We start from the raw sequence: 12,612 nt of genomic DNA, 5'->3' as shown, positions 1-12,612 counted from the left end.
TGTCTAATGTTCAGAAATTCCTTGCAAATGAGGGCGGCATCCACAAGAGAAGGTTGGATTCCAGACCCATCCCCTCCGCCATTTTCCTTTGATTTCATTGGGTAATTTCGCACCTCAACCCAACCCCATCCTGACCCCAAATGTTGCGCGCCCTGCCGGGGCAGTCGCCAGCGCGAAGATCACGTTTGGGTTAAGAATTGGGACCAGACCTCTCGACAGTCACCGAAGGGGCGCCTGGTCTTCTCGGTTCCATGCCAAACGTCCGTTGGCTTGACCTGCCCGAAGAGTATGGCAAATGGTCGTCCGTCTACCGCCAGGTCCGACGTTAGAGCCTGGCCGGGCTGCGGGATGGGATACAGCGGGCCCTGAACGACAGCGGGCTGGTCCCCGACGCTCTCCAGATGATCGACAGCACTGTGATCCGCCCCATCATCAGGCAGCGGGCGCGACAGGGGAACCTCACACCAAAGTTTCGGCCGTTCGATCGGTGGCTTCACCCGCCCCACGAGGTTCCATATCGACGATTGACACGGTCATTCGATAAAACTAGAAATACCGAATAAGGAGTCGTCTCCATGAACATCGATCTTGCCGCTTCTCGCCTTGCCGCACTGGGGAACCCGACACGTTTGCGCTTGTATCGGCTGCTCGTGCGGGCAGGCGACACCGGGCTTTCAATGGGCCAGATTCAGGAAAAGCTAGGCATTCCAGGATCCACGCTATCACACCATTGTCGTGCGCTGGTTCAGGTCGAGCTGATTCAGCAGGAACGGATCGGCACTTCGCTTCTGTGCAGGACCAACTATCCGGTGATGCGGGGGCTCATCGATGATCTGGTCGCCGAATGCTGCGTGGACGCTTGCGCCACGGGCCCATGACGGCCCTTCCATACCCTGAATTTCGATATTTCTAGCAGAAAGGAACTGCGGAATGACAAAGACAGTTGCGATCCTAGGTGCCGGTCCGGTCGGCCTTGCCGCAGCAGCGCATGTGCTGGAACGTGGAATGGTTCCCCTGATCCTCGAGCAGGGTGAGGCCGTCGCCCAAGCCGTTCGGGCGTGGGGCCATGTCCCCATGTTCTCGAACTGGCGCTACAATATTGATGCAGCGGCAGCACGTCGGCTTGCGCAGACAGGCTGGCAAAGACCAAACCCCGACCTGCATCCGACAGGGGGCGATCTGGTGACGGATTACCTGGCCCCGCTTGGTCAGTCTCTTGCACCATGGTTGCGGCTTGGTCGCCGCGTCATCGCGGTTTGGCGCGAGGGGATCGACAAGGTCAAGGACACGGGACGCGAGAGGGCGCCCTTCCTGATCGAAACCGACGGCGTGGAAGGTCTGGAGTGGCATCGCGCCGATGCGGTGATTGACGCCACCGGGACGTGGTTCCAGCCCAACCCGGGTGGAGCGGGCCGCCCCGTGCCGGGAGAAAGCGGCAACGCGCGGATCTCCTACGGCATGCCCGATGTGGCGGGGCAGGACCGCGCGCGCTTTTCGGGCAAGCGGCTGGCGGTCCTTGGCGGTGGTCATTCGGCGATTGGCACGCTGATCGCGCTGTCCGGTCTTCCCGATACACAGGTCGTCTGGCTCTGCCGCGCTGCGACGATCACGCGCGCCTTGGGCGGTGGTGAGGCCGACCAGTTGGCAGCACGGGGAGCCCTTGGAACCGACCTTGCGCAATTGGTGGACCAAGGTCGCATCCGCGTGGAAAACCGGTTCCATCTTGCCTCCGTCGCGGGAACCGGCCCGCTGTGGGTGGTTGCCGCAGATGGCAGACAGGTCGAGGTCGACGAACTGGTGATCGCAACGGGGTTCCGGCCCGACCTGTCCTTCCTGCGGGAGGTTCGGGTGGCACTGGATCCGGCGCTGGAATGCCCACCGACTCTTGCGCCGCTGATCGACCCGAACCAGCATTCTTGCGGCACGGTCCGGCCGCACGGGGCCTTGGAACTCGCGCATCCTGAACCCGGCTTCTACATCGCCGGGATGAAATCCTATGGCCGGGCGCCGACCTTCCTTTTGGCGACAGGGCATGAGCAGGTGCGCTCCATCGTTGCCGCTCTGGCCGGAGACCATGATGCCGCCGCCCGGGTGGAACTCGTTCTGCCCGAAACAGGCGTCTGTTCCGGCCCGGGTCCGCAGGCGGCGCAAGCCGCGGCGCAGGGGTGTTGCGGCGGACCTGCCAAGACGCGGGCCGATGCCTGCTGTGTCAGGGATGAAGCGGCTAAAGACAGCGGAGCGTCGGGTTGCGGCTGCGGGACGGCGGGCGAAGCATCCAAGGTCGCCGCATGCTGTTGACTCTGCCACCCGCCCATCGCGGTTGGATCGTCACCAGCCTTGGCATTGCCCAGACGATCGGTTGGGCGTCGAGTTACTATATCCCCGCTGTCCTATCGGCCCCGATGGCGGCAAGCTTCGGCTTGTCGCCCGTCTGGGTGTTCGGGGCGTTTTCCATGGCGATGGTGGTTTCGGCCACGGTTGGACCATGGGCCGGGGCGCGGATCGACCGGATCGGCGGGCGAGGCGTGCTGATGCTGTCAAACCTGGTCTTTGCGATCGGATTGACGCTTCTGGCTGTTGCGCCGTCACTGCCGGTTTTCTTCGCCGGATGGGCCATTATCGGGCTTGGCATGGGCATCGGGCTCTATGAGGCGGCCTTTGCGGCGCTGGCGGCCATCTACGGCAAGGCGGCGCGGGGACCAATCACTGGCATCACGCTGATTGCCGGGTTTGCCAGCACAGTGGGCTGGCCTCTGTCCGGGCTGATGCTGGCAACCTGGGGCTGGCGCGAGGCCTGTCTTGGCTGGGCGCTGATCCATCTGCTCCTAGCTTTACCATTGAATGCGGTTTTGCCGAAAGGGTCACAGAAGATCGTCGTCCCAGACGCTGCACTGGCAGAGGGGCCGCCGCCACCGCGCCATGCGCTCTGGCTCTTGGCCTTTGTCTTTGCGGCGACCTGGTTCAATTCGACCGCCATGGCGGCGCATCTGCCGGGGCTGTTGCAGGCGGCGGGGTCCAGCCCGGCTGTGGCAATCGCCGCAGGCGCGCTGATTGGCCCCGCCCAGGTGGCGGCGCGGGTGCTGGAATTCGGCCTTTTGCGGCGCTTCCATCCCCTTGCCTCGGCCCGGCTGGCAGCCTCGGCGCATCCGGTTGCCGCTGTCTGCCTCGTGGTCTTCGGCGGTCCGGCGGCCTATGCCTTCGCCCTTCTGCACGGCGCAGGAAACGGGATCCTGACCATTGCCAAGGGCACCCTACCACTCGCGCTCTTCGGACCCTCAGGCTATGGCGCTCGGCTGGGCTGGCTGAATGCTCCGGCTCGTATCTTGCAGGCAACCGCGCCGCTGGTCTTTGGCGCGGCCCTTGCCGCTTGGGGGCTGAACGCGATCTGGCTGACGGCAGGGATCGGCGCCCTGGCCACGGCGGCCCTGCTGATCCTCAGGCGCTGAGACGCCTTGCGGCCAGCCACGAGGCGAGTGCCATCACGCCCGCTGAGGTGAGGCAGAGCGGCAGGCCGCCGACCTGATAGCTGAGGCCCGACAGCAGCGTGCCGATCAGCCGGCCTGCGGCGTTGGCCATGTAGTAGAACCCCACATCCCGTGTGATCCGTTCCGCCGATCCGAAGGCGAGGATCAAATAGGAATGGACCGAGGAGTTGACCGCGAAGACGAAGCCGAACAGCAGCAGGCCCGCAATCAGCGTCGCCGTTAGCCACGGTGCTGGTTCGCCCGCTGCCCAGGCCGCCCCCGCCAGCAGGAAGGGGACCGGCACCAAAAGTCCAGCCCAGAGGATCGCCTTGCGGGTGGTCTCCGCCTCGGGCTGGCCTCTCCCACCGAGAAGCCGGGGCGCGAAGGCCTGCACCGCGCCATAGGCGATGATCCAGAGCGCCAGAAAGCTGCCGATGAGGAAGAAGGCCTCGCGGCGACCCTCGGATGTGCCGTCAGACAGGACAGCCTGAAAGTAGACTGGAATGCCCACCACGAACCACACGTCACGCGCGCCAAAGAGGAACATCCGCGCCAAGGACAGACGGTTCACGCGCGGGTCTTTCGACCGCCAGCCGCCCCAGGCTTCCTCTGATTTCATCCGGCCCGGCAAGCCTGCGGGCAGGAACAGGACGACAGCGATCAGGATCACCCCAAGCACGACCGCCAGGCCCCAGACCGCCGCCTTAAACCCCGCCAAGGCCAGAAGGGCCGCACCAAGGAAGAAGCCCAGACCCTTCACTGCGTTCTTTGAGCCGGTGAGCAGTGCGACCCAGCGGAAAAGGCCCCCGTCTTCCTTTGGCGCCAAAAGCTTGACCGCCGATTTGGAGGACATCTTGGCCAGATCCTTGGCCACGCCCGACACACCCTGCACCGCCATCACAAAGGCGACAGAGGCGGCGACACCCCAAGACGGATCAAGCTGCGCCAGAGCCACCAGCGCCCCAATCTGCAAAGCCAAACCGCCGTAAAGCGTCGCGGCCAGCCCGAAGCGTGCCGCGAGCCAACCTGCCGCAAGGTTCGTGATGACGCCCGCCACCTCATACAGCAGGAACAGCCAGGCCAGCTGGATCGGCGTAAAGCCGAGACCGTTGAAGTGCAACAGCACCAACATGCGCAGCGCGCCGTCGGACAGCATAAAGGCCCAGTAGGCCGCAGTAACGGCGACATAGGCGCGAAGCGGGTTGGGCGGCGGCGCCGCCGAGTTTGCGGCGTCGGTCACAGCGACCCCGCCACCATCCGCGCGATGTCGGCAAGCCGACAGGCATAGCCCCATTCGTTGTCATACCAAGCATAGATCTTCACCTGCGTCCCGTTGATGACCATGGTGGACGGTCCATCGACGACGGACGACCGCGGATCGTTGATGAAGTCGCAGGATACGAGGGGCCGGGTCTCAAACCCGAGGATACCCTTCAGCGGGCCCTCAGCAGCCGCCTTGAACAGCGCGTTCACTTCCTCGACCGTGGTCGCCCGCTCCACCTCGAACACGCAGTCCGTAAGGGAGGCATTCAGCAGCGGCACGCGCACGGCGTGACCGTTCAGACGGCCCTTCAGTTCGGGATAGATCAAGGTGATCGCCGTAGCGGACCCTGTGGTCGTCGGGATCAGGTTCATCAGTGCAGACCTCGCGCGGCGCATGTCCTTGGCCGGACGGTCCACGATGGTCTGGGTGTTCGTCACGTCATGGATCGTCGTGATCGACCCATGGCGAATGCCCAGCGACTCGTGGACCACCTTGACCACCGGGGCAAGGCAGTTGGTCGTGCAACTTGCCGCCGTGATCAGGGGTTGCGAACCGTCATAAAGATTGTGGTTCACCCCATAGACAAGGTTCAGCGCGCCGCCGTCCTTGACCGGGGCCGAGACGACAACCTTCTTTACGCCAGCCGCGTAATAGGGCGCGACCTTGGCGGCGGTCTTAAAGACGCCAGTGCAGTCGATGACCAGATCGACGCCGAGTTCCCCCAGCGGCAGCGCCTCGATGGTTTTCTCATGTGTCAGACGGATGGTCCGACCGTCCAGGACAAGCGCACCTCCCGCCGCGCTGACCGGCGTGCGCCAGCGGCCATGGACCGAGTCGAACTCCATCAAAAGGGCATGCTGCTCAGCATCGCCGACAGGATCGTTCAAAAGGACCATCTCGCCACCCGCGCCGGTGTCGATCAGGTCCCGAAGAACAAGTTTTCCAATGCGGCCAAGGCCGTTCAGGGCAATACGGGTCATGCGGATCAGGCCTTTGCTTGTGCGTCGGTGCCGATGGCGTCCACGCGGGATTGCAGCGACATACGGTTCAGCGACGCGAAGGGCAGCTCGACAAACGTCATGATTCGGCGGCGCAGCGCGGCATAGGTCTGCGCGAAAACCAGCGCCTTTTCCGCATCGGTGCCGGTCGCCTTTACCGGGTCAGGCAGGCCCCAGTGGCCGGTGATCGGCTGGCCCGGCCATGGCGGGCACTCTTCGGCCGCCGCCGTATCGCAGACGGTAAAAACGAAATCCATCACGATCGAGTCGGGCTGTTGGAACTCGGATATGTGCTTGGAGCGCAGAGCAGCGGTGTCATGTCCGTTGCGCTTCAGGATTTCCAGCGCGAAGGGGTTCAGCGCCGTGTTGGGGCGCGTTCCGGCCGAGAATGCTTGCAACTTGCCCTTGCCCAGATCACGCAGCAGCGCCTCAGCAAAGATTGAGCGGGCCGAGTTGCCCGAGCAAATGAAGAGCACATTGAAGTTTGTGTCACGATGGGGAGCAGACATTTCTGCGGTATCCTTTTGAACGGAAAGCAGCGGGGTGATGAGATCGGGCCGGGCCCGACCGACATCGAGGGCGAGGTAGCCGATCAGCCCTTCGGTCGCGTCGAAATCGACCGCGTAGTAAAGGGACCGGCCCTGCCGTTCGACACTGACAAGGCCAGAGGCTGTGAGGTCAGCAAGGTGATGCGACAGAGTGTTCTGTTTCAGGCCAAGCGCCTCGGCGATCTCGGTCGGGCGCACACCCTGCGGAGCAAAGCGCATCAGCAGGCGAAAGACAGCCAGCCGGCCGGGGTGACCCAGGGTAGCAAAGGCATGAGCGGCGCGATTCTGTTCCATTATTCCCGATTATAGGAAATGTTTTCGTGCATCCAATGAAGGTTTCATGACACGGGCTCCCAAGTCGTTCCCTTGATTGATCCAGATCACGGCGACCATTGGCCTCGCTGATCCTGCCGACCTCGATCTTCATTTGGCCGGTAGCCCCTGCCTATGTGGCAGTGGGTTTGGTGGTGGCTATGGTGGGCGGGACCATCATCGCACGCTTCGGGATGCTGGGTCAGGTCGCGGCATCCGTTCGCACGGTCCCCGTCTTGGGCGACGTGGCGGCCATGACGAGGGGCGAACGGCTGAAGGGCTTGATTAGCCAGTTGATCAACAGCGCGATGATCTTCTCTGTAGAACGCCACGCGCGAACGAACCTGCCGCTCCCGCCGTTCGCAATAAATTTCACTATACGATATAAATTCACAAATATTTTGACGCCCGGCAATCCCCACCCTAGACCCCTTCATGCAATGTCTTTCAGTTTGCGAAAAATCTTGCAGAATCGGCGCCAAGCGCCTTTGTCGAGGGAGGAAAACATGAGTTACGTCAAGACACTGATCCTGAGCAGTGCGTCGGCCATCACGCTGCTGGGCCTGTCCCCAGCCGCAATGGCGCAAGAAAAGACCTTGGCCTGCGAGCCGGGGGAGACCTATGTGATGAACGTGATGGTGATGGGCCATCCCTATTGGGTTCCCGTGTTCGAAGGCTTCAAACAGGCTGCCGACGCGATGGGTTGCGAGGCCGTGTTCTCGGGCACGCCGGACTATGACATCACCAAGCAGATCGCCTCGTTCGAGCAGGATCTGGTGACCAATCCGAAAGGCATCCTGCTGCATCCAATGCAGGCAGACCCCTTCATCGACCCGATCAACCGGGCGATTGAGGCAGGCGTTTCGGTGACGACCTTTGCGGCGGATTCGCCAAAGTCGAAGCGGACGGCCTATGTCACGTCAGACAATCTGGCCGAAGCCAAATTCGCGGCGGAAGAGATCGTGAAGGTGGTGGGCGACAGCGCGGAATATGCGGTGCTGGAAAATCCGGGGCAGTCGAACCACGACCTGCGGGTGACGGCACTGATCGCCTATATGGAAAAGAACTATCCCAATATGAAATTGGTGGGGCGTCAGGCGACGAACCAAGACCCGAACGCGGCCTTTACCGCCGTGTCGGCCATGTTGCAGGCGAACCCCGATCTGGCGGCGCTTTGGATCCCGGAATCCGGTTCGGCCGAAGGGGCGGTTTCGGCGGTGAAAGCGGCGGGCGACACGCTGATGATCATCCATGCCGATATTTCGCCAACGACGCTGGAAGAGATCAAGGCGGGGAACATCCATATGGCGCTGAACCCGAACCAGGGGATTCAGGGCTTCGTGGGTTTCATGAACACCTTCCTTGGGGCGCATTCGGACGTCATCGACCCGTTCAACGACTATAAGGTTTCGGGTTTCAACCCGATGCAGATCCCCTTTGTGGACAACGGCTTTGCCGTGATCACCAAGGACAATGCCGACAGCTTTGTGTTGGAACAATACATGGCTGGCCGGAACTGAACCCTATCGCCCCGCCGCTTTGGTGGCGGGGCAAATCCCTGACGGAAAGAACCCATGACCCCGCCGCTTCTGCAACTGTCCGACATTCACAAGTCCTTTGGGGCGATCAAGGCGCTGCGGGGCGCGCAGTTGGAATTGCGGGCGGGGGAAATCCATGCCCTGATGGGGGAAAACGGGGCGGGAAAATCGACCCTGATGAACATCATCGACGGCATCTTGCAGCCCAGCAGCGGCGAAATCCGCATCGATGGCCAACGGGTGCAGATCGACGGACCAGCGACGGCACAGCGGCTGGGCATCGGGCTGGTGCATCAGGAAATCGCGCTTTGCGCCGATATTTCGGTGGCGGAGAACATTTTTATGGCGCGGACGGCGCAGACCAAGCGCCCCTTGATGGACAGTGCCGATTTGGTGGCACGGGCGCGGGCGGTGCTGGCGCCTTTGGCCGAGATTGACCCAAGGCTTCCGGCGGGGCGGTTGTCGATTTCCCAACAGCAGTTGGTTGAGATTGCAAAGGCGCTGACGCTGGATTGCCGCATCCTGATCTTGGACGAACCCACGGCGGCGCTGACCGAGCTTGAGGCGCAAAAGCTGTTCACCATCCTGCGGGGGCTGGCGGCGCGGGGGATCGGGATCATCTACATCTCGCACCGCATGGCCGAGATTTTTGCGAACTGCGACCGGGTGACGGTGATGCGCGACGGTCAGCATATCCGCACCGATGAAGTTGCCGATCTGACGCCCAGCGACGTGGTCAACGCCATGGTCGGGCGCAAGCTGGACACGCTTTATCCGCCCAAAATGAATGGAGAACGCGGGGCGGAAATCCTGCGAGTGCAGGGGCTGACAGACCGCCGCTATCAGGACGTATCCTTCACCCTTCACAAGGGCGAAATTCTGGGCATCGGCGGGCTGATCGGCGCGGGGCGCAGCGAAATTGCGCGCGGCGTGACGCGGCTGGAAGGCGCGGCGAAGGGGCGGGTGTGGCTGAACGGGCAAGAGGTCGTCTTGCGTGACTATGCCGACTGCATCGCGCGGGGGATCGTCTATCTGTCCGAAGACCGCAAAGGCGATGGCATCTTTCTGGACATGCCGATTGCCGCGAATGTGTCGGCCCTGAACCTGCGGCAAGTGGCGGGGCGCTTCGGGGTGATCGATAGCGGGGCAGAGACGGCGCAGGCGCAAAGCATCGGCGAAACGCTGCGGCTCAAGGCGGGCAGTATGGGGCACCGCGTCGCCTCACTTTCGGGCGGCAATCAGCAAAAGGTGGCGCTGGCGAAACTGTTGGCGGTGAAGCCAAGGGTGATCTTTCTGGACGAACCGACGCGGGGTGTCGATGTCGGGGCCAAGGCGGAAATTCACGCCATCCTGCGCGGTCTGGCCGAAAGCGGCGTGGGCATCGCGGTGATTTCTTCGGAAATGCCGGAACTGATCGGCCTGTGCGACCGCGTGATGGTGGTCAGCGAAGGCCGCCTCACGGGCGAATTGTCCGGCCCGGACATCACCGAAGCGAAGATTATGACCTTGGCCGCGCCGGGTGCGCTGGCCGCAAGCAGGAACCAGAACTGATGGAAACGCAACGCCAAACCTTCCTGTCGCGCCTGTTCGGGGCCCGTGAAACCGGCCTTGTGCTGATCATTTTGGCCCTGTTCCTGATCATGACCTTTGCCTCGCCGCATTTCCTGACCTGGACGAATATGCGGGCGATGACGATGGCCTTTTCGGTCGAGGCGATTGTCGTCGTCGGCATGACCATCCTGCTGATCTCCGGCGGCATTGACCTTTCGGTCGGGTCGGTGACGGCCTTGGCGATGGTGGTGGCGGGCCTGCTGTTTCTGAATGGGATGGACCCGTGGCTGGCTTCACTTATCGCCATTCTGGTCTGCGCGGGCGTCGGTGCGATCATGGGGTTTTTCGTGACCTATGTGGGCCTACATCATTTCATCGTGTCGCTGGCCGCGATGGTGATCGCGCGCGGGCTTTGCCTGCTGGGCACAGGCGGGCGGCCCTTGGGCCTGTTCGAACTGCCCGAGAATTTCAAATGGATCGGCATCGGCTCCATCGGCGTGATCCCCGTGGCGATCATCATCTTTGTGCTGTTCGTCGCCGTCTTCGACTTCCTTTTGCGCCGCACCACCGCCTTTCGGCTGGTCTATTACACGGGCAGCAATGAAAAAGCCGCCGCCTATTCCGGCATCCGCACCAAGCGCGTGATCTTTCTGACGACGGTCCTGTGTTCCACGCTCTGCGGTGTGGCGGGCATCATCTATATGGCGCGCTTTGGTTCGGCCCAACCGACCTTTGGGGTGGGGATGGAGCTGAACGTGATCGCCGCCGCCGTCATTGGCGGGGCCAGCCTGTCGGGCGGCAAGGGCACCATTCTGGGCGCGATCCTTGGGGCGATCCTGCTGTCGCTGGTGTCCTCCTCGCTCGCCCTCCTGAATGTCTCGGTCTATTGGCAGGACATCATCCGCGGCTCGATCCTCTTGGCCGCCGTCACCTTTGACCATTACCTTGTCAAGCGGCAGGCCATGGGGGGGCGGGCATGAACGACGTGAGCAATGATTTCACCTCGATGCGACAAATGCACGCCGTGCTGGTGCGGCATTTCATCGAAGGGCGCAAACAGTCCGAGATTGCCGAGGAGATGAACCTTTCCACATCGAAGGTGAACCGGATCATCGCGCAGGCGCGAAGGATGGGCATGGTCAAGATCGCCATCGAGACACCCTTTCAGCGGCTGATGGATCTGGAGGCGAGGCTGGTCGGAACCGATCTTGTCAAGGCAGCCATCGTGTCGCCCACCGTGTCCGACAATGACGGCACGCGGCTTTCGCAGGTGGGTCAGGCGGCGGCGGCGCATCTGGCGGAAACCCTGCGCGATGGCGACATTCTGGGCATATCCGGCGGTAAAGCAGTGGCGGCGGTTGTCGATGCCATGCTGGTGGAAAGGCCCATCGACGTGCAGGTCGTGCCGCTGACGGGTGGGGTGCAGGGCAAGTATCATACCGATGTGAACCATCTGGCCTCGCGCATGGCGGAACGGCTGGGCGGGCGGTCGCTGCAACTGCACGCGCCCTTGTTTGCCGAACGGGCGGATCAACGGGAAATGCTGATGAATCTGGGGGCGGTGAAAGAGGTGCTGGATCTGGCCCGACGGGCCACGGCCTGTCTGGTCGGCATCGGGTCGATCACCACGCCGGGGTCGTCCTATTTCGATTTGCATCCCCTGTCGCCCCCCGACCGGGCGATGTTGCCGGGGTTGGGCGTCATGGCGGAATTTCTGGGCCATCTGGTGCATGACCGGGGACAAGTGGCGAACTTCGCACTGAACCAAAGGCTGGTGGCGCTGCGCCCCGATGAAATCCGTCGCTGTGACCGGGTAGTGGCTGTGGCGGCGGGCGACGACAAGGTGGGGCCGGTCCGGTCGGTCCTGCGGGGTGGCTATGTATCGACGCTGGTGACGGATGAAGACACCGCCAGCCGCATTGTTGAAACGAATGGAGCAAGCGCATGAACCCGATGTTATCCCGCGAGATCGGCACGACAGGGCGTTTCGCCTCGGCCGTGGGGCTGGGCACCTGGGCCATTGGCGGCTGGATGTGGGGCGGCACCGATGATGCCGCCGCCGAAGACGCGATCCGCGCGGGCTTGGACGAAGGCATCACCCTGATCGACACCGCCCCCGCCTATGGTCTTGGCCATGCCGAAACGGTGGTGGGTCGGGCAATCAAGGGGCGGCGGGATGATGTGGTGGTGGTGACGAAATGCGGGCTCGTCTGGCATGCGGCCCGTGGCCCCTATTTCTTTTCCCAAGCCGACAAGCCGGTTCACCGCGACCTGAGCGCGGCGGCGATCCGGTATGAGGTGGAGCAAAGCCTGAAACGGCTGAACACCGACCGGATCGACCTTTACATCACCCATTGGCAGGACGCGACGACGCCCGTGGACGAAACCGTCGAAACGCTGAAGGCGCTGCAAGCCGAGGGCAAGATTCTGGCCTTTGGCGCCTCGAACACCGACGCGGCGGAACTCGCGGCCTATCGTGCGGCGGGGGGGATCGCGGTGGTGCAAGAGGAATATTCGATGCTGACCCGTCGGATCGAAACAACGCATCTGCCGACCTGCCGCACAGCGGGGATTTCGGTGATGGGCTATTCGGTACTGGCGCTGGGGCTATTGTCAGGGGGCATCGGCGCAGATCGCGTGTTTTCAGGCGATGATCAGCGGCTGCAAGACCCGCGCTTTTCCTTTGAAAGCCGCGCGCGGGTGGACCGTTTGATGGAAACCATCCGCCCGATTGCGGCGGCGCATGAGGCCCAGCCGGCGCAGATCGTCATCGCCTGGACCTTGGCGCAACCGGGGCTGACCTTTGCCCTGTGCGGGGCGCGCAATCCGCATCAGGCGCGCGAAAACGCGCAGGCGGGGCGGTTGCGGCTAACGCCCGAGGAATTGGAGACCATCCACCGGGCCGTCACGACCCATTTCACGCCGATGAACGCCTAA

At 62.9% G+C, this 12,612-nt stretch carries 11 protein-coding genes and 1 pseudogene; 9 read left to right on the top strand and 3 right to left on the bottom strand.

What is annotated here, in order from left to right; translation table 11 throughout:
• Positions 1-266 precede the first annotated feature (266 nt).
• From IE095_RS12830 to IE095_RS12815, 4 genes and pseudogenes are all read left to right on the top strand, one after another.
• Positions 267-519 (top strand): annotated as a pseudogene (locus IE095_RS12830) (IS5/IS1182 family transposase); the annotation flags it as partial.
• 56 nt (positions 520-575) lie between these two features.
• Complete coding sequence (locus IE095_RS12825) at positions 576-878, top strand: ArsR/SmtB family transcription factor (protein WP_189412066.1); 303 nt, start codon at positions 576-578, stop codon at positions 876-878.
• A gap of 52 nt (positions 879-930) precedes the next feature.
• Positions 931-2,298: an NAD(P)-binding domain-containing protein gene (locus IE095_RS12820; RefSeq protein WP_189412065.1), complete on the top strand. Its 1,368-nt coding sequence runs from the start codon at positions 931-933 to the stop codon at positions 2,296-2,298.
• Positions 2,289-3,446 (top strand): MFS transporter, encoded by a 1,158-nt coding sequence (locus IE095_RS12815; RefSeq protein ID WP_189412064.1) that lies wholly within the window; start codon positions 2,289-2,291, stop codon positions 3,444-3,446. The genes IE095_RS12820 and IE095_RS12815 overlap by 10 nt, the downstream gene beginning before the upstream one ends.
• Here the strand turns inward: IE095_RS12815 and arsJ are convergent.
• The 3 genes from arsJ to IE095_RS12800 all read right to left on the bottom strand — a co-directional run bounded on the left by arsJ (position 3,436) and on the right by IE095_RS12800 (position 6,568).
• A complete protein-coding gene (arsJ, locus tag IE095_RS12810; RefSeq protein WP_229804770.1) occupies positions 3,436-4,620 on the bottom strand; it encodes an organoarsenical effux MFS transporter ArsJ in 1,185 nt (394 codons plus the stop codon). The genes IE095_RS12815 and arsJ overlap by 11 nt on opposite strands.
• 80 nt (positions 4,621-4,700) lie before the next feature.
• Complete coding sequence (locus tag IE095_RS12805) at positions 4,701-5,708, bottom strand: ArsJ-associated glyceraldehyde-3-phosphate dehydrogenase (protein ID WP_189412062.1); 1,008 nt, start codon at positions 5,706-5,708, stop codon at positions 4,701-4,703.
• 5 nt (positions 5,709-5,713) lie between these two features.
• The gene (locus IE095_RS12800) at positions 5,714-6,568 is read right to left on the bottom strand and encodes a metalloregulator ArsR/SmtB family transcription factor (RefSeq protein ID WP_189412061.1); all 855 of its coding nucleotides are present in this window, start codon (positions 6,566-6,568) and stop codon (positions 5,714-5,716) included.
• A 524-nt stretch (positions 6,569-7,092) separates the two neighbouring features.
• Here IE095_RS12800 and IE095_RS12795 point away from each other — a divergent pair.
• From IE095_RS12795 to IE095_RS12775, 5 genes are read left to right on the top strand one after another with little or no spacing between them, the layout of a single operon-like run.
• Positions 7,093-8,106 carry a substrate-binding domain-containing protein gene (locus IE095_RS12795; RefSeq protein WP_189412060.1) on the top strand — a complete coding sequence of 338 codons (1,014 nt, stop codon included), beginning with the start codon at positions 7,093-7,095 and terminating at the stop codon, positions 8,104-8,106.
• A gap of 54 nt (positions 8,107-8,160) precedes the next feature.
• Positions 8,161-9,675 (top strand): sugar ABC transporter ATP-binding protein, encoded by a 1,515-nt coding sequence (locus IE095_RS12790; protein ID WP_189412059.1) that lies wholly within the window; start codon positions 8,161-8,163, stop codon positions 9,673-9,675.
• Positions 9,675-10,655, top strand: coding sequence for an ABC transporter permease (locus IE095_RS12785; protein WP_189412058.1), 981 nt, complete (start codon positions 9,675-9,677; stop codon positions 10,653-10,655). Before IE095_RS12790 ends, IE095_RS12785 begins: the two co-directional genes overlap by 1 nt.
• Positions 10,652-11,623: a sugar-binding transcriptional regulator gene (locus tag IE095_RS12780; protein ID WP_189412057.1), complete on the top strand. Its 972-nt coding sequence runs from the start codon at positions 10,652-10,654 to the stop codon at positions 11,621-11,623. Before IE095_RS12785 ends, IE095_RS12780 begins: the two co-directional genes overlap by 4 nt.
• Positions 11,620-12,612 carry an aldo/keto reductase gene (locus IE095_RS12775; RefSeq protein WP_189412056.1) on the top strand — a complete coding sequence of 331 codons (993 nt, stop codon included), beginning with the start codon at positions 11,620-11,622 and terminating at the stop codon, positions 12,610-12,612. The genes IE095_RS12780 and IE095_RS12775 overlap by 4 nt, the downstream gene beginning before the upstream one ends.

The sequence above is a fragment of the Neogemmobacter tilapiae genome (assembly GCF_014652215.1).
Lineage (GTDB): Bacteria > Pseudomonadota > Alphaproteobacteria > Rhodobacterales > Rhodobacteraceae > Neogemmobacter > Neogemmobacter tilapiae.
The sequence above is the reverse complement of the archived record's forward strand: the minus strand, read 5'-3'. Positions and strand labels throughout refer to the sequence as shown.

Coding starts and splice junctions, on each gene's coding strand:
- IE095_RS12825 (WP_189412066.1), top strand. CDS start 576: ATGAACATCGATCTTGCCGCTTCTCGCCTTGCCGCACTGGGGAACCCG.
- IE095_RS12820 (WP_189412065.1), top strand. CDS start 931: ATGACAAAGACAGTTGCGATCCTAGGTGCCGGTCCGGTCGGCCTTGCC.
- IE095_RS12815 (WP_189412064.1), top strand. CDS start 2,289: ATGCTGTTGACTCTGCCACCCGCCCATCGCGGTTGGATCGTCACCAGC.
- arsJ (WP_229804770.1), bottom strand. CDS start 4,620: ATGCTGTCCGACGGCGCGCTGCGCATGTTGGTGCTGTTGCACTTCAAC.
- IE095_RS12805 (WP_189412062.1), bottom strand. CDS start 5,708: ATGACCCGTATTGCCCTGAACGGCCTTGGCCGCATTGGAAAACTTGTT.
- IE095_RS12800 (WP_189412061.1), bottom strand. CDS start 6,568: ATGGAACAGAATCGCGCCGCTCATGCCTTTGCTACCCTGGGTCACCCC.
- IE095_RS12795 (WP_189412060.1), top strand. CDS start 7,093: ATGAGTTACGTCAAGACACTGATCCTGAGCAGTGCGTCGGCCATCACG.
- IE095_RS12790 (WP_189412059.1), top strand. CDS start 8,161: ATGACCCCGCCGCTTCTGCAACTGTCCGACATTCACAAGTCCTTTGGG.
- IE095_RS12785 (WP_189412058.1), top strand. CDS start 9,675: ATGGAAACGCAACGCCAAACCTTCCTGTCGCGCCTGTTCGGGGCCCGT.
- IE095_RS12780 (WP_189412057.1), top strand. CDS start 10,652: ATGAACGACGTGAGCAATGATTTCACCTCGATGCGACAAATGCACGCC.
- IE095_RS12775 (WP_189412056.1), top strand. CDS start 11,620: ATGAACCCGATGTTATCCCGCGAGATCGGCACGACAGGGCGTTTCGCC.